The 15,470-nt window shown below is 71.8% G+C and carries 16 protein-coding genes; 15 read left to right on the plus strand and 1 reads right to left on the minus strand.

Going from position 1 to position 15,470, the window contains the following annotated elements; all coding sequences use genetic code 11:
• Positions 1–22 precede the first annotated feature (22 nt).
• The 15 genes from murG (at position 23) to AC6EI4_RS14185 (ending at position 14,985) form a co-directional block, all read left to right on the plus strand.
• Complete coding sequence (gene murG, locus AC6EI4_RS14115) at positions 23–1,096, plus strand: undecaprenyldiphospho-muramoylpentapeptide beta-N-acetylglucosaminyltransferase (RefSeq protein WP_498451831.1); 1,074 nt, start codon at positions 23–25, stop codon at positions 1,094–1,096.
• Entirely contained in the window at positions 1,093–2,505 is a 1,413-nt protein-coding gene (gene murC / locus AC6EI4_RS14120) for a UDP-N-acetylmuramate--L-alanine ligase (protein ID WP_498421820.1), read from the plus strand. The genes murG and murC overlap by 4 nt, the downstream gene beginning before the upstream one ends.
• A complete protein-coding gene (locus AC6EI4_RS14125) occupies positions 2,505–3,290 on the plus strand; it encodes a cell division protein FtsQ/DivIB (protein WP_498421819.1) in 786 nt (261 codons plus the stop codon). Before murC ends, AC6EI4_RS14125 begins: the two co-directional genes overlap by 1 nt.
• Before the next feature lie 265 nt (positions 3,291–3,555).
• Entirely contained in the window at positions 3,556–4,899 is a 1,344-nt protein-coding gene (gene ftsZ / locus AC6EI4_RS14130; RefSeq protein ID WP_498451832.1) for a cell division protein FtsZ, read from the plus strand.
• A 3-nt stretch (positions 4,900–4,902) separates the two neighbouring features.
• Positions 4,903–5,613, plus strand: coding sequence for a purine nucleoside phosphorylase YfiH/LACC1 family protein (locus tag AC6EI4_RS14135; protein ID WP_498451833.1), 711 nt, complete (start codon positions 4,903–4,905; stop codon positions 5,611–5,613).
• Positions 5,610–6,311 carry a YggS family pyridoxal phosphate-dependent enzyme gene (locus AC6EI4_RS14140; protein WP_498451834.1) on the plus strand — a complete coding sequence of 234 codons (702 nt, stop codon included), beginning with the start codon at positions 5,610–5,612 and terminating at the stop codon, positions 6,309–6,311. Before AC6EI4_RS14135 ends, AC6EI4_RS14140 begins: the two co-directional genes overlap by 4 nt.
• Before the next feature lie 58 nt (positions 6,312–6,369).
• On the plus strand, positions 6,370–6,861 hold the full coding sequence (locus AC6EI4_RS14145; RefSeq protein ID WP_498421815.1) for a cell division protein SepF: 492 nt from the start codon (positions 6,370–6,372) through the stop codon (positions 6,859–6,861).
• Positions 6,862–6,869: 8 nt separating this feature from the next.
• The gene (locus AC6EI4_RS14150; protein ID WP_498421814.1) at positions 6,870–7,163 is read left to right on the plus strand and encodes a YggT family protein; all 294 of its coding nucleotides are present in this window, start codon (positions 6,870–6,872) and stop codon (positions 7,161–7,163) included.
• A gap of 105 nt (positions 7,164–7,268) precedes the next feature.
• Positions 7,269–8,021: a DivIVA domain-containing protein gene (locus AC6EI4_RS14155; RefSeq protein WP_498451835.1), complete on the plus strand. Its 753-nt coding sequence runs from the start codon at positions 7,269–7,271 to the stop codon at positions 8,019–8,021.
• Positions 8,022–8,254: 233 nt separating this feature from the next.
• Complete coding sequence (locus AC6EI4_RS14160) at positions 8,255–8,704, plus strand: TraR/DksA family transcriptional regulator (RefSeq protein WP_498421812.1); 450 nt, start codon at positions 8,255–8,257, stop codon at positions 8,702–8,704.
• A 77-nt stretch (positions 8,705–8,781) separates the two neighbouring features.
• Positions 8,782–9,309 (plus strand): signal peptidase II, encoded by a 528-nt coding sequence (locus tag AC6EI4_RS14165; protein ID WP_498451836.1) that lies wholly within the window; start codon positions 8,782–8,784, stop codon positions 9,307–9,309.
• A complete protein-coding gene (locus tag AC6EI4_RS14170) occupies positions 9,306–10,244 on the plus strand; it encodes an RluA family pseudouridine synthase (RefSeq protein WP_498421810.1) in 939 nt (312 codons plus the stop codon). The genes AC6EI4_RS14165 and AC6EI4_RS14170 overlap by 4 nt, the downstream gene beginning before the upstream one ends.
• Positions 10,231–10,734 (plus strand): GNAT family N-acetyltransferase, encoded by a 504-nt coding sequence (locus AC6EI4_RS14175; protein ID WP_498421809.1) that lies wholly within the window; start codon positions 10,231–10,233, stop codon positions 10,732–10,734. The genes AC6EI4_RS14170 and AC6EI4_RS14175 overlap by 14 nt, the downstream gene beginning before the upstream one ends.
• Before the next feature lie 127 nt (positions 10,735–10,861).
• A complete protein-coding gene (gene dnaE, locus AC6EI4_RS14180; RefSeq protein ID WP_498421808.1) occupies positions 10,862–14,401 on the plus strand; it encodes a DNA polymerase III subunit alpha in 3,540 nt (1,179 codons plus the stop codon).
• Positions 14,386–14,985 (plus strand): hypothetical protein, encoded by a 600-nt coding sequence (locus AC6EI4_RS14185; RefSeq protein ID WP_498421807.1) that lies wholly within the window; start codon positions 14,386–14,388, stop codon positions 14,983–14,985. Before dnaE ends, AC6EI4_RS14185 begins: the two co-directional genes overlap by 16 nt.
• Here AC6EI4_RS14185 and ybaK read toward each other — a convergent pair.
• Positions 14,927–15,460 (minus strand): Cys-tRNA(Pro) deacylase, encoded by a 534-nt coding sequence (gene ybaK, locus AC6EI4_RS14190; protein ID WP_498421806.1) that lies wholly within the window; start codon positions 15,458–15,460, stop codon positions 14,927–14,929. The genes AC6EI4_RS14185 and ybaK overlap by 59 nt on opposite strands.
• Between the last annotated feature and the right edge of the window lie 10 nt (positions 15,461–15,470).

The following is a 15,470-nucleotide window of genomic DNA, read 5'->3' on the forward strand; positions in this document are numbered from 1 at the left end:
TCGGTCCTCGGAAAGGTCCTTCATGCGCGTTCTTCTCGCCGGCGGTGGCACCGCCGGACACACCTCCCCCCTGCTCGCGACCGCCGACGCCCTGCGTCGGCTCGCGCCCGACACCGAGGTCACCTGCCTGGGCACCTCCCGGGGCCTGGAGACCCGGGTGGTGCCGGAGGCCGGCTACCGCCTCGAGCTGATCCCGCCGGTGCCGCTGCCGCGCCGGCCCTCGGGCGAGCTGCTGCGGGTCCCGGGCCGGCTGCGCGCCGCGGTGCGCGAGACCCTCGCCGTCTTCGACCGGGTCCGCCCCGACGTCGTCGTCGGCTACGGCGGCTACGTCTCGATGCCGGCCTACCTGGCCGCCCGCCGTCGGCGCGTGCCCCTGGTCGTGCACGAGCAGAACGCCCTGCCCGGGCTGGCCAACAAGGTCGGCGCCCGGCTCGCGCAGCACGTCGCGGTCAGCTTCCCCGACACGCCGCTGCCCCACGCCCGCTACGTCGGGCTGCCGGTCCGCTCGCTGATCTCCAGCCTGGACAGGTCCGCCGCACGTGCCGAGGGCCGCGCCTTCTTCGGGCTCGATCCCGACCGGCCCACGCTGCTGGTCACCGGAGGCTCCCAGGGCGCCCGGCGGATCAACGAGGCGATCACCGGTGCGGCGACGACGCTGGCCGAGGCCGGCGTGCAGGTGCTGCACGTGGTCGGGCCCAAGAACGAGCTCCCCGACTCCCCGGACGCGCAGGTGCCCTACGTGGTGGTGAACTACGTCGACCGGATGGACCTCGCCTACGCCGCGGCCGACCTGGTGGTCTGCCGCGCCGGCGCCTCGAGCGTCACCGAGGCCGCCGCCGTCGGCCTGCCCGCGGTCTTCGTCCCGCTGCCGATCGGCAACGGCGAGCAGGAGCACAACGCGCGCCCCGTGGTCGACGCCGGGGGAGCGCTGCTCGTCTCCGACCAGGCGCTCACCCCGGAGTGGGTCGCGGCCACGGTGCCCGGCCTGCTCGCCGACCCCGACCGGCTCGCGGCGATGGGGGCGTCCGCCTCCGCGCTGATCCCGCGCGACGCGGACGAGCAGCTGGCCCGGATCGTGCTGGGGGCCGCCCGATGAGGATCCCCGTACCCGAGGTGCTGCTGCCCGCCGACCAGCTGGGCCGGGTGCACTTCGTCGGCATCGGCGGAGCCGGCCTCTCCGGGATCGCCCGGATCATGCTCGAGCGCGGGATCGCGGTCAGCGGCTCCGACGGGGCCGACTCGCCGGTGCTCGACGACCTGCGCGCGCTCGGGGCCCGGGTGCACGTGGGCCACGCCGCCGAGCACGTCCACGACGTCGACACCCTGGTCGTCTCCACCGCGGTGCGCGAGACCAACCCCGAGGTCGTCGAGGCCCGGGCCCAGGGGCTGCGCCTGCTGCCCCGCTCGGCGGCCCTGGCCGCGGTGATGCACGGACGGCGCACCCTCGCGGTGGCCGGCACCCACGGCAAGACCACCACCACGTCGCTGCTCACCGTCGCCCTGCAGCGGGCCGGTGCCGACCCGACGTACGCCATCGGCGGGACGCTGAGCGCCACCGGCACCAACGCCCACGAGGGCTCCGGCGACCTCTTCGTGGCCGAGGCCGACGAGAGCGACGGCGCGTTCCTGGTCTATCGCCCCCACGCCGCGATCGTGACCAACGTCGAGGCCGACCACCTCGACGTGTGGGGCACCGAGGAGGCCTACCGCGCCGCGTTCGTGGAGTTCCTCGACCGGATCGACCCCGACGGCTTCCTGGTCTGCTGCCTCGACGACCCCGGCGCCGCCGAGCTCGCCGAGCGGGCGCGCGAGCGGGGGATGACGGTCGTCGGGGTCGGCGAGTCGGCCCAGGCCGACCTGCGGGCCAGCGACCTGAGCTTCGTGGGCACCACCTCGACCTTCACCGTCCACGACGCCGGCCGCGAGCTGGGGCAGGTGCGGTTGCAGATCCCGGGGCGTCACTACGTGCTGGACGCGCTCGCCGCGCTGGCCGTCGGCCTGCGCCTCGGGTTCCCGTTCGCAGCCCTGGCCGAGGGGCTCGGCTCGTTCACCGGCACCCGCCGGCGCATGGAGCTCAAGGGCGAGGCCGCGGGCGTGCGGGTCTACGACAGCTACGCCCACCACCCCAAGGAGATCGACGGGGACCTGCAGGCCGCCCGCGCGGTGGCCGGGGACGGCCGGCTGGTGGTCGCCTTCCAGCCTCACCTGGTCTCGCGTACCCGGATCTTCGGCGAGGCGATGGGCCGCGCGCTGGGCGCCGCCGACGAGGTCGTGGTCCTGGACGTCTACCTCGCCCGCGAGGACCCCGACCCCGCGGTCACCGGGCGGCTCGTCGCGCAGGCGGTGCCGCTGGCCGGCGATCGGGTGGCCTTCGTCCCGGCGTTCGACGAGGTCCCCGGCGAGCTGGCGGCCCGGGCCCGACCCGGGGACGTCGTGCTGACCCTCGGTGCCGGAGACGTGACGGTCCTGGGGCCGCGCCTGCTCGAGCTCCTGGGCAGCCGCTGATGGTGCGCGACCCCTCGCGTGCGCGGACCGGTGCGGGCGCCGGTGCGAGCTCCGACCCCGGTGCCGAGCGCACCCGGCAGCGCTTCGAGCGCCGCCAGCGCGCCCGTCGCTGGCGGACGTGGCGGGTGGTCCTGGCCGGGGCCGGGCTCGCCGTCGCGCTCGGGCTCGGGGTCTGGCTGGTGATGTTCTCCTCGGTGCTCGCCGTGCACGGTGTCAGCGTGGAGGGCAACGCCCTGCTCGAGGACGACGAGGTGCGCCGGGTCGCCGACGTGCCGTCGGGGGAGCCGCTGGCCCGCCTCGACCTGGACGCCGTCCGCGCGCGCGTCGCCGCGCTCGCCGCCGTCCGCTCGGTCGACGTCTCGCGGCAGTGGCCCGACGGCGTCGTGGTGCGCGTGGTGGAGCGCGAGGCGATCGCCGTCGTGCCCGCCGGCGATCGGTTGCGGGGGATGGACGAGGAGGGGGTGCTGTTCCGGACCTTCGCCCGCGAGCCCGGTGACCTGCCCCGCCTGGAGCTCGCCGCGGGGATCCGCAGCGAGGCGATGCTCGAGGCCGCCCAGGTGGTCTCCGCCCTGCCCGCCGACCTGCTGGCCGACGTCGACCACGTCGCGGTCGCCACCGTGGACCAGATCGTGCTCGAGCTGCGCGACGGGCGCACCGTGGACTGGGGGAGCGCCGAGCAGTCGACGGACAAGGCCCGCGTCCTCGACGCCCTGCTCCAGGCGCGCGAGGCGCGCCACTACGACGTGAGCGTGCCGGGGCAGCCCACCACCAGCGACGTCGACTGAGCGCCTCGACGCCGAATTTCTCGATCCGCCACTCGGTGCTGGGCGTGTCGGTTGGACCTGAGTCCTGCGGTTGCCTACCTTCGTCTGCAACGCGAGGTTGACATAACTATAACCCTCAGGTTGAGGGTTAGGGTCTTCCGGCTCGATCGGTGGCCTCGCAGCACGCGGTTCGAAGAACCCAACCGCACGATCCTCATACGAAGCAGCACCCGGATGTCCGGGCCGACGTCGGCCGGGACTCGATCAGCGAAGGGCTTGAGCAGCCGTGGCAGCAGCGCAGAACTACCTGGCCATCATCAAGGTCGTGGGTATCGGTGGTGGCGGGGTCAACGCCGTCAACCGCATGATCGAGGTAGGGCTCAAGGGTGTCGAGTTCATCGCGATCAACACCGACGCCCAGGCCCTCCTGATGAGCGACGCCGACGTCAAGCTGGACATCGGTCGTGACCTGACGCGCGGCCTCGGTGCCGGCGCGGACCCGAGCGTGGGCGGCCAGGCGGCCGAGGACCACGCCGACGAGATCGAGGAGGTCCTCAAGGGCGCCGACATGGTCTTCGTGACCGCCGGCGAGGGAGGCGGCACCGGCACCGGCGGCGCGCCGGTCGTGGCGCGCATCGCTCGCTCGCTGGGCGCCCTGACGATCGGCGTGGTGACGCGGCCGTTCGCCTTCGAGGGGCGTCGCCGGGCCAACCAGGCCGAGGAGGGCATCTCGCAGCTGCGCGACGAGGTCGACACCCTCATCGTCATCCCCAACGACCGGCTGCTCTCGATCAGCGACCGCAACGTGTCGATCCTCGACGCCTTCAAGCAGGCCGACCAGGTGCTGCTGCAGGGTGTCTCGGGCATCACCGACCTGATCACCACCCCCGGCCTGATCAACCTCGACTTCGCCGACGTGAAGTCGGTGATGGCGAACGCGGGCTCGGCCCTGATGGGCATCGGCTCCGCGCGCGGTGAGGACCGTGCGGTCGCCGCCTCTGAGATGGCGGTCTCCAGCCCCCTGCTCGAGGCGTCCATCGACGGCGCCCACGGCGTCCTGCTCTCCATCGCCGGCGGCTCCGACCTCGGCCTGTTCGAGATCAACGAGGCTGCCGCGATGGTGGCCCAGGCCGCCCACCCCGAGGCCAACATCATCTTCGGTGCCACCATCGACGACGCGCTCGGCGACGAGGTGCGCGTCACCGTGATCGCCGCCGGCTTCGACGGCGGAATGCCGAAGAAGCGCGACGAGGGCACGGTGCTGCGGCGCGCGCCCGCTCAGCAGAGCCAGGAGGAGACCCGCGCGGCCGCCCAGCAGCAGCGCCAGGCTCCCGCCCAGCAGGCGCCGCGCCAGCCTGCTCCCGCCGTGCCCGCCGGTCAGGGGCTGCGTGGTGGCCAGAGCCAGTCGGCCCCCAGCCAGGGGCAGTACGGGGGCAACCAGGGCGGCCAGAACCAGGGCGGTCAGAACCAGGGCGGCCAGAACCACGGCCAGAGCCAGGGCGGCCAGAGCCAGGGCCAGGGTCAGGCCCCGGCGCAGGAGCGTCGCCCCGTCGCCCCGCAGCCCACGCGCCCCACGCGCCAGGTCGAGTTCGACGACGACGAGCTCGACGTCCCCGACTTCCTGAAGTGAGTCGTGTTCGCGTTCCGTGACCGGCGTGGTGCGGTGGAGGTCGCCTTCACCGATCGCCACGCCGGTGACGGCCGCTGCCTCAATCTCAGCCTCGTGCGTGACGGCGCCCCGGTCACCGGGTCGGCCGACTCGCCGGGCCTCACCGAGGTCGCCGAGGCGTTCTGCCCCGGGCGCACCCCGGTCGGGCTGACCCAGGTGCACGGCGGCGCGGTCGAGGTCGTGGACGAGAGCTGGGCGGGGGAGGAGATCGTGGCCGACGGCCTGGTCACCGCCGCGCCGGGTGTCCCGCTGCTGATCCGGACCGCGGACTGCGTCCCGGTGCTGCTGGCCGGCTCCGGCGTGGTCGGGGCAGCCCATGCCGGGCGACCCGGGCTGGTGGCCGAGGTGGTGCCTGCGGTGGTGGCGCGGATGCGTGCGCTGGGCGCCACGGATCTGCACGCCTGGGTGGGGCCGCACGTGTGCGGGCGCTGCTACGAGGTGCCCGAGCAGATGCGCCGCGACGTCGCCGACGTCGTGCCGCAGGCATGGGCGCAGACCTCGTGGGGCACGCCCGCCCTCGACATCGGTGCCGGGGTGCGCGCGCAGCTCGACGCCCTCGGCGTGACCAGCCTCGCTGCGGGCCGGTGCACGCGCGAGGACCCCGACCTGTGGTCGCACCGCCGTGAGGGCGCGCGAGCCGGTCGGCTCGGCGCCCTGGTGATGAGGACGGGATGAGCAGGCTCGATCAGCTCGCCGCCAACCTCGACACCGTGCACTCCCGGATACGCACGGCCTGTCGCGACGCCGGACGCGAGGCGGACGAGGTCACCCTCGTGGTGGTCACCAAGTTCTTCCCCGCCTCCGACGTGCGCGCGCTGGCCGAGCTCGGCGTGCGCGACGTGGCGGAGAACCGGCACCAGGAGGCCCAGGAGAAGTGGCAGCAGTGCGCGGACCTGGGCCTGCGCTGGCACTTCGTCGGGGGCCTGCAGAGCAACAAGGCGGCCGCGGTCGCGTCGTACGCGGACGTGGTGCAGTCGGTCGACCGCCCACGGCTGGTCGGGGGACTGGTCAAGGGAGCCGCCCAGCGGGGCACGGTACTGGACTGCCTGGTGCAGGTCAGCCTGGATCCGCCGGGCGCGGGGCAGGGGCGCGCCGGCGCGCCGCCGGACCAGGTGCTCGCCCTGGCCGACGAGGTGGCCTCGCACCGCGAGCTGCGACTGCGCGGGCTGATGGCGGTGGCCCCGCTCGGGGAGGACCCCCAGGCGGCCTTCGCACGGCTCGCCCGGCTGCGCGCGGAGCTGCTGCAGAGCCACCCGGAGGCCACCTGGCTCTCGGCGGGGATGAGCGGCGATCTGGAACAGGCGGTGGCCGCCGGCGCGACACACGTGCGCGTCGGGAGCGCCATCCTCGGCGAGAGGCCGGTGATCAAGTAGTGTCAACCATCAACACAGCGTCCCTTCAGGGGCGCAGGAGTTCCGGAGGACGACAGTCATGAGCGGCGCGATGCGCAGGATCGGCGAGTACCTCGGCCTGCTCGAGGACACCGGTCGGTACGACGAGTACGAGGGCGAGTACGACGAGACGCCGGCCGAGCGCGCGCCCGCGCCCCGGCCCGGCAAGGTCGCCCCCGTGGAGCCGCGGCCGGTCTCCGACCTCTCCGAGCGTCGTCGTCCGACGCCGGTGGCGACCGGGGTGGTGGCCGAGCTGTCCCGGATCACCACGCTCCACCCACGCACCTACAACGAGGCGCGCACGATCGGTGAGAACTTCCGCGAGGGGGTGCCGGTGATCATGAACCTCTCCGAGATGGACGACTCCGACGCCAAGCGCCTGGTCGACTTCGCCGCCGGTCTCGTCTTCGCCACCCGCGGGACCATCGAGCGGGTGACCAGCAAGGTGTTCCTGCTCTCGCCCGCCAACGTCACGGTGGCGGCCGAGGACAAACAGCGCATCGTCGAGGGCGGTTTCTTCAATCAGAGCTGACAGCTGAGATGCAGATACTCGGACAGGTCATCGAAGGCCTGCTGTGGGCGTTCATCGCCCTGCTGTGGGTGCGCTTCGTCGTGGACTGGGTGCAGGTCTTCGCCCGCTCCTGGTCGCCGAGCGGCCCGCTCCTGGTCGTGTTGGAGATCGTCTACTCCATCACCGACCCCCCGATCTTGGCGCTGCGCCGGGTCATCCCGCCGCTGCGCCTGGGGTCCGTGGCCCTGGACCTGAGCTTCATCCTGGTCCTGCTGATCGCGTACCTGCTGAAGTACCTGAACGCTGCGCTGCTGCTGAGCTAGCCAGCCCCTACTGTCTGCGCCTGGGCCGCTAACCCGGATCAGGGGCCAGGCGCTACAGTTCGACCGAAAGCCGAGAAGTATGCCGACTAACGAATGGGTGAGGTCATGCCGCTGACGCCTGAGGACGTGAGTAACAAGCGTTTCACTCCCGTCCGCCTGCGCGAGGGTTACGACATGGGGGAGGTCGACCAGTTCCTCGATGAGGTGGAGGCCGAGCTTGCTCGCCTCACGAAGGAGAACGAGGAGCTTCGCTCCAAGCTCGCCGCCGCCCAGTCGGGTGGCAAGAGCGCATCTCCCGCGCCGTCGTACGAGAAGCCGGCCCCCGCGCCGGTGGAGGACAAGCCCGCTCCGGCTCCGGCCCCCGCTCCTGTCGCGGCTGCGCCCGCGGCTCCGGCGGAGACCATCCGGGTGGAGACGGTCCCGCAGGCGTCCAACGCTGCGGCTCGCCTGCTCGAGCTGGCCACGCGCAACGCCGACGAGCTCGTCGACGAGGCCAAGAACGAGGCCGACAAGATCGTCGGCGAGGCCCGCACCAAGGCCGAGCGCCTGGAGTCCGAGGCCAAGAGCAAGGCCGACCGGCTCGAGGCGGACGCCCGGACCCGTTCGCAGATGCTCGACTCCGAGACCGCGGAGCGTCGTCGTCAGATGTTCGGCGACCTCGAGAAGGAGCGCGACAAGCTCAGCAGCGAGGTCGAGACGCTGCGCTCCTTCGAGCGTGAGTACCGGGCCCGGCTCAAGAGCTACTTCAGCCAGCAGCTGGAGGCGCTCAGCGGCTCCCCGGAGACGGCTGCCCCCTCGGGGGACAGCGCTCCGGCTCCCAAGCGCCTGCGCTCGATCCTGGGCGACGAGCAGGACTGAGACAGGCCGGCTCGCGCCGGACGATCTCACACGACGGCCGGATCCCTGCGGGGGTCCGGCCGTCGTCGCGTCCGGGCCCGGCTGGGCGTGGTCGATTGAGTCCCCCCGAAGAAGTCGCTACTCTCCCGACACCCGGCGTGGTTCTCCGATCACGTGGTGCAGTCCGAGGAGGAGCAGCAGTGGACAAGGCTTCGGCAAGACGGCCAGCCCCGACCAAGGCGAAGAAGGCACCCGTGAAGAAGACCGCCACCAAGAACGGCACCCAGCAGGTCGAGCGCAACGACGGCGTGGCTTCGCTCGTGGTCAAGGAGGGCGAGCAGCCCTGGACCACAGCGGAGCTCGACGAGGTCCTGGTCGAGTTGCACGATCACCGCGACCGGCTCGTCCAGCACCTGCACGACCAGGAGGTCGAGCTGGCCGGGCTGATGAAGGACGCCGGTGACGGGGCCGGCCACGACCAGGCGGACATGGGCGCGACGAGCTTCGAGCGCGACCACGAGCTCGCGGTGGTCAACCACGAACGGGAGATGCTGGCGCAGATCGACCGGGCGCTGGCCCACATCGACGACAGCTCCTACGGGGTGTGCGAGTCGTGCGGGCAGGCGATCGGCAAGATGCGGCTGATGGCTTTTCCGCGTGCGACACTGTGCATGTCATGCAAGCAGCGCGAGGAACGTCGCTGAGTCACAGCGACCCCACTGGTCCAGTTCCCCCATCCACCCGAGGCCGCCTCAGACTGCTGTTCGTCGCGGTCGCGCTGGTGGCCTACGCGGTGGACGTCATCTCGAAGATCGTGGCCGTCGAGAAGCTCACCGGGCGCCCCGACGTCGAGCTGGTCGGCAGCTGGTTCACCCTGCACCTGATCCGCAATCCCGGAGCCGCGTTCAGCGCCGGCACCGAGTACACGGTGGTCCTCAGCTGCATCTCGATCGTCGCCGCCTGCGTCGTGCTGCTGCTGAGTCGGCGGCTCGGCAGCCCGCTGTGGTCGGTCGGTCTCGGCCTGCTGATGGCGGGCATCCTCGGCAACCTCACCGACCGGCTGCTGCGCGCGCCGGGCCCCCTGCGCGGGCACGTGATCGACTTCCTCCGCCTGCCCAACTGGCCGATCTTCAACTTCGCCGACATCTTCATCAACGTGGCAGCGGGCGTGATCATCCTGCAGGCGATCCGCGGGATCAGGCTCGACGGGGGCCGCACCGACGACCACGACCGGCCCGACGGCGACGAGGGCGAGGGGGCCGACCCCGAAGGCCCGGACGGGCCGACGGCCCAGGAGGACAAGCAGTGAGCGTTCCCGCAGACCACCGGGTCGTGTGGGTGCCCGACGGGCTCGCCGGCGAGCGGGTCGACATCGCCATCGCCCGGATGTTCGGGTTCTCCCGGACCCGGGCCGCCGAGCTGATCGTCCAGGGCCACGTCCAGGTCGACGGCGCCACCCCCGGCAAGTCCGACCGGGTCGACCCGGGCGCGATGCTGGACGTCACGATCCCCGCGGTCGTCGACCAGCTGGCGATCGTCCCCGAGGTCGTCGAGGGCATCAAGATCATCCACGACGACGACGCCATCGTGGTGATCGACAAGCCCGTCGGCGTCGCGGTCCATCCCTCGCCGGGCTGGTCGGGCCCCACCGTGGTCGGGCACCTGGCCGGCGCCGGGTTCCGGATCTCCACCAGCGGTGCCTCCGAGCGCCAGGGCATCGTCCAGCGCCTCGACGTGGGGACCTCCGGGGTGATGGTGATCTGCAAGTCCGAGCGCGCCTACTCCGTGCTCAAGAACGCCTTCCGGCACCGCACGGTCGACAAGACCTACCACGCGTTGGTCCAGGGGCATCCCGATCCTCTCGAGGGCACCGTCGACGCGCCGATCGGGCGTCACCCCAAGGCGGACTACAAGTTCGCGGTGATGGCCGACGGCAAGCACAGCATCACCCACTACCAGACCCTCGAGGCGCACCGCTTCGCCAGCCTCCTCGAGGTGCACCTGGAGACCGGGCGCACGCATCAGATCCGGGTGCACATGTCGGCCCTGAAGCACCCCTGCGTGGGCGACCTCACCTACGGGGCGGACCCCACGCTGGCCAAGCGGGTCGGACTGGAGCGGCAGTGGCTGCACGCCGTACGGCTGGGCTTCGAGCACCCGGACTCCGGGGAGTACGTCGAGTACGAGTCGCCCTACCCCGACGACCTGGCGGCGGCGCTGGAGACCATCCGTGACGAGCGATGAGGACGCGCTGACGCTGCGTCCGGCAGTCGCCGAGGACCTCGGACCTCTGGGCGACCTCTACCTGCGCGTGCGCGCCGCCGCGATCCCGGCGATGCCGGCGCAGGTGCGCCCGATCGCGCAGGTGCGCGCCTGGTTCGCCGGCTGGGACCTGACCGTGCGCGAGACCTGGGTGGCGCAGCGCGCCGACGGCGCCCTGGTGGGCTACGCCGTGCTCGAGGGGGACTGGCTGGACTCGCTCTACGTCGCTCCCGAGGTCGCCGGGCAGGGGATCGGCTCGGCGCTGCTGGACCTGGTCAAGCAGCTGCGCCCCGGGGGCTTCGGCCTGTGGGTCTTCGAGAGCAACCTCCCGGCCCGGCGCTTCTACCGCCACCACGCGCTGGTGGAGCTCGAGCGCACCGACGGCTCGGAGAACGAGGAGCGCTCGCCGGACCTGCGGCTGGCCTGGGCGGGGGAGCGCGCTGTCGGTGGTGTCGACCATGATCGACAGTAGCGGTCGCGTAGGCTGGCGTCCTTCCCCACGACGACGCCCGGTGCCCGCGCCGAGGCCGCTGAGGCATGCCGTTTCACCGTGTAAAGCTCGACCGTTCCACCCGATTCCCTGAGGAGCATCCCCGACGATGGCGACTGGTTCCGACGGCTTCGCGCACCTGCACGTCCACACCGAGTACTCGATGCTCGACGGCGCCGCGCGCCTGGGCGAGATGTTCGAGCGCACCGCCGAGCTCGGCATGGACACGATCGCGATGACCGACCACGGCAACGTCTTCGGAGCCTTCGACTTCTACTCCAAGGCCAAGGCGGCCGGGGTGAAGCCGATCATCGGGATGGAGGCCTACCTCACCCCGAACACGCCCCGCGGCGAGCGCAAGCGGGTCCGCTGGGGCGACGGCGGCGGCGACGACGTCTCGGGCAGCGGCGCGTACACCCACATGACGCTGCTGGCCAGCTCGACCGCCGGGATGCACAACCTGTTCCGGCTCTCCACCCGCTCCTCGCTGGAGGGCTTCTTCTACAAGCCCCGTGCCGACCGTGAGCTGCTCGCGCAGTACGCCCCCGGCTTGATCGGGACCACCGGCTGCCCCTCCGGCGAGATCCAGACCTGGCTGCGGCTGGGCAACTACGAGAACGCCCGGGCCTCGGCCGGCGACTTCCAGGACATCTTCGGCGCCGAGAACTTCTTCCTCGAGCTGATGGACCACGGCCTGTCCATCGAGAACCGGGTGCGCGACGACCTGCTGCGGCTGTCCAAGGACCTCAACATCCCGCCGATCGCCACCAACGACTCGCACTACACGATGCCGGGGGACGCGAAGGCCCACGAGCACCTGCTCTGCGTCTCCTCCGGCTCCACGATGGCCGACCCCAAGCGGTTCCGCTTCGACGGCGACAGCTACTACATCAAGTCGCCCGCCGAGATGCGCGACCTGTGGCAGCACAAGTACGGCCTCAAGGAGGCCTGCGACAACACGCTGCTGATCGCCGAGCGCTGCGAGGTCGAGTTCACCGAGGGCAACGGCACGTTCATGCCCCGCTTCCCCTGCCCCGAGGGCGAGGACGAGACCTCGTGGCTGGTCAAGGAGGTCGAGAAGGGCCTGCACTTCCGCTACCCCCAGGGCATCCCGGACAAGGTCCGCAAGCAGGCCGACTTCGAGGTCGGCGTGATCACCCAGATGGGCTTCCCCGGCTACTTCCTGGTGGTCGCGGACTTCATCAACTGGGCCAAGAACAACGGCATCCGGGTCGGCCCCGGCCGCGGCTCGGGCGCCGGCTCGATGGTCGCCTACGCGATGCGCATCACCGACCTCGACCCGCTCGAGCACGGGCTGATCTTCGAGCGCTTCCTCAACCCCGACCGCGTCTCGATGCCCGACTTCGACATCGACTTCGACGAGCGTCGGCGCAGCGAGGTGATCCGCTACGTCTCGGAGAAGTACGGCGACGACCGCGTCTCCTACATCGTCACCTACGGCACCATCAAGGCCAAGCAGGCCGTCAAGGACTCCAGCCGGATCCTCGGCTACCCCTTCGCGATGGGCGACCGGATCACCAAGGCGATGCCCGCCGCGGTGATGGGCAAGGACGTGCCGCTCAAGGAGCTGTTCGACCCCGCGCACAAGCGCTACGGCGAGGGCGGCGAGTTCCGCTCGCTCTACGAGGCCGACAACGACGTCAAGCAGGTCGTGGACACCGCGATCGGCATCGAGGGCCTCAAGCGGCAGTGGGGCGTGCACGCGGCCGGCGTGATCATGTCCAGCGAGCCGCTGATCGACGTGATCCCGCTGATGAAGCGCGAGCAGGACGGCGCGATCATCACGCAGTTCGACTACCCGACCTGCGAGCGCCTCGGCCTGATCAAGATGGACTTCCTGGGCCTGCGCAACCTCACCGTCCTCGACGACGCGCTGATCAACATCCGGCGCAACCGCGGCGAGGAGGTCGTCCTCGAGGACCTCGAGCTCACCGACGAGACCACCTACCGGCTGCTCCAGCGCGGCGACACCCTGGGCGTCTTCCAGCTCGACGGCGGGCCGATGCGCGCGCTGCTGCGCTCGATGCGCCCGGACACCTTCGAGGACATCTCGGCCGTGGGCGCGCTCTACCGCCCGGGCCCGATGGGCGCCGACTCGCACAACAAGTACGCCCGCCGCAAGACCGGGCGCGAGCCGGTGGAGCCGCTGCACCCCGAGCTGGCCGACGCGCTGGCCGAGATCCTGGGCGAGACCTACGGGCTGATCGTCTACCAGGAGCAGGTGATGGCGATCGCCCAGCAGCTGGCCGGCTACACGCTGGGCCAGGCCGACCTGCTGCGGCGCGCGATGGGCAAGAAGAAGAAGTCCGAGCTGGACAAGCAGTTCGCGACCTTCTCCGCCGGCATGAAGGAGCGCGGCTTCTCCGCGCAGGCGATCAAGGCGCTGTGGGACACCCTGCTGCCGTTCTCGGACTACGCGTTCAACAAGGCGCACTCCGCGGCGTACGGGCTTGTCTCCTACTGGACGGCCTACCTCAAGGCCAACTTCCCGGCCGAGTACATGGCCGCGCTCCTGACGTCCGTCAAGGACGACAAGGACAAGATGGCCATCTACCTCAACGAGTGCCGCCGGATGAAGATCCAGGTGCTTCCCCCCGACGTCAACGAGTCCGAGGCGACCTTCACCCCGGTCGGCACCGACATCCGCTTCGGCCTGACCGCGATCCGCAACGTGGGCGCCCACGTGGTCGAGGGGATCGTCGCGGCCCGCGCGGAGAAGGGCAACTACACCGACTTCAACGACTTCATGGAGAAGGTCCCCGCCAACGTCTGCAACAAGCGGGTGATCGAGTCGCTGGTCAAGGCCGGCGCCTTCGACGAGATGAAGCACCGGCGCCGGGCGCTGGTGGCGATCCACGAGTCGGCCGTCGACCAGTACGTCGACATCAAGCGCAACGAGGCGATCGGGCAGGACTCGCTCTTCGGGGGCCTGGACGAGGAGTCCGGGGGCGGGTTCGGGATCTCGGTGACCATCCCGGACATCGACGAGTGGGACAAGATGACGCTGCTCGGCCACGAGCGCGACATGCTCGGCCTCTACGTCTCCGACCACCCGCTCTTCGGTCTCGAGCACGTGCTGTCCAACGGCACCGACTGCACCATCGGTCAGCTGATGCTCGACGAGGACCGTCCCGACGGCTCCACGATCACCATCAGCGGCCTGGTCACCTCGGTGCAGCGCAAGATCACCAAGCGCGGTGACGCCTGGGCGATGGTGACGCTCGAGGACCTGGACGGGGCCATCGACGTGCTGCTGTTCCCCAGCTCCTACCAGCTGGCGAGCCCCTACCTCACCGAGGACGCCATCCTCACCGTGAAGGGCCGACTCTCGCGCAGCAAGGACCAGCCCGAGCTGCACGGCCAGGAGGTCTCGGTCCCCGACCTGTCCGAGGGCCCGGCCGGGCCGGTCGTGATCAGCCTGCCCTCGACGCGGTGCACCGCCCCCGTCGTGGAGCAGCTGCGCGACGTGCTCGGCACCCACCCGGGGATGACCGAGGTCCAGCTGCGCCTGCTGACCCGCAGCTCCACCACGCTGATGCGCCTCGACGACCGGCTCCGGGTGACCCCCAGCCCTGCCCTGTTCGCCGACCTCAAGCAGCTGCTGGGCCCCGGATGTCTGACCAGCTGAGCCAGCCGTGGGGCGCGCGGCCCGACCGGTCGGGTGCCCGCGGCGCACGCTCACCCCGGACGCTCTCGCGGGCGCTGGCGCTGGTCGGCGCCGTGATCGTGCTCTACGTCGTGGTGGCGGCCGGCGCGGGCTGGCTGTGGGAGCGGTGGTGGACGCCGCCGGAGGGCCTCGTCTACGAGGGGACCTGGGGCCTGCCGAGCGTTCAGCAGCCGCGCGTCTTCGACGGCACCGGCGGCTATGTGCTGCTCGCCGTGGTGGCCGGGCTCCTGCTCGCGGTCGTGCTGGGCCTGGTCGTGACCCACCACGAGCTGGCGGTGCTGGCCGGGGTGGTGGTGGGCTCCTGCCTGGCCGCCTACGTGATGGCCGTGGTGGGGCACTCGCTCGGCCCCGCGGACCCGGCCACGCTGGCCGCGGACGCACCCGACCTGACCACCCTGCCCGGCGAGCTGCAGGTCAGCGGCCGCAGCCCCTGGCTGGCCTTCCCGCTGGGGTCGCTGACCGGGCTGCTGGCGGTGTGGCTGCTCGTCAGTCGCCCGCGCGGCCGGCGCCAGGGCCACGACCGGACCCCGCCGATCCCCGGCTGATCGGCGCGATGAGCGCGCCGGTGACCGCGACCAGGTCGCGCGGCGCCAGCTCCACCTCCAGGCCGCGCCGACCGGCCGAGACGTGGATCGCTGCGTGGCGCAGGGCGGAGTCGTCGAGCACCGTGGGCAACGCCCGGCGCTGCCCGACCGGGGAGATGCCGCCGGTGACGTAGCCCGTGGCGCGCTCCGCACGCGCCGGGTCGGCCATCACCGCCTTGGCGCACCCCAGGGCGCGGGCGAGCGCCTTCAGGTCCAGCTGCCCCGAGACCGGCACCACCGCGACCGCGAGGTCGCCGTCCGCGGCGACGAGCAGGGTCTTGAACACCCGCTCGGGGTCGACCCCCAGCGCCTGCGCCGCCTCCTGGCCGTACGACGCGGCGCGCGGGTCGTGGGCGTAGGCGTGCACCGTGTGGGCGATCCCGGCCCGGGTCAGTGCCACCGTCGCCGGCGTCGCGCCGGCCTGCCTCCGGGCCATCGCCTGCACC

The organism is Nocardioides sp. Z43_10, assembly GCF_059766615.1.

What these genes read in the sequence shown, in the direction of transcription:
- murG (WP_498451831.1), top strand. Translation starts at nt 23, where the DNA reads ATGCGCGTTCTTCTCGCCGGCGGTGGCACCGCCGGACACACCTCCCCC.
- murC (WP_498421820.1), top strand. Translation starts at nt 1,093, where the DNA reads ATGAGGATCCCCGTACCCGAGGTGCTGCTGCCCGCCGACCAGCTGGGC.
- AC6EI4_RS14125 (WP_498421819.1), top strand. Translation starts at nt 2,505, where the DNA reads ATGGTGCGCGACCCCTCGCGTGCGCGGACCGGTGCGGGCGCCGGTGCG.
- AC6EI4_RS14140 (WP_498451834.1), top strand. Translation starts at nt 5,610, where the DNA reads ATGAGCAGGCTCGATCAGCTCGCCGCCAACCTCGACACCGTGCACTCC.
- AC6EI4_RS14145 (WP_498421815.1), top strand. Translation starts at nt 6,370, where the DNA reads ATGAGCGGCGCGATGCGCAGGATCGGCGAGTACCTCGGCCTGCTCGAG.
- AC6EI4_RS14150 (WP_498421814.1), top strand. Translation starts at nt 6,870, where the DNA reads ATGCAGATACTCGGACAGGTCATCGAAGGCCTGCTGTGGGCGTTCATC.
- AC6EI4_RS14155 (WP_498451835.1), top strand. Translation starts at nt 7,269, where the DNA reads ATGCCGCTGACGCCTGAGGACGTGAGTAACAAGCGTTTCACTCCCGTC.
- dnaE (WP_498421808.1), top strand. Translation starts at nt 10,862, where the DNA reads ATGGCGACTGGTTCCGACGGCTTCGCGCACCTGCACGTCCACACCGAG.
- AC6EI4_RS14185 (WP_498421807.1), top strand. Translation starts at nt 14,386, where the DNA reads ATGTCTGACCAGCTGAGCCAGCCGTGGGGCGCGCGGCCCGACCGGTCG.
- ybaK (WP_498421806.1), bottom strand. Translation starts at nt 15,460, where the DNA reads ATGGCCCGGAGGCAGGCCGGCGCGACGCCGGCGACGGTGGCACTGACC.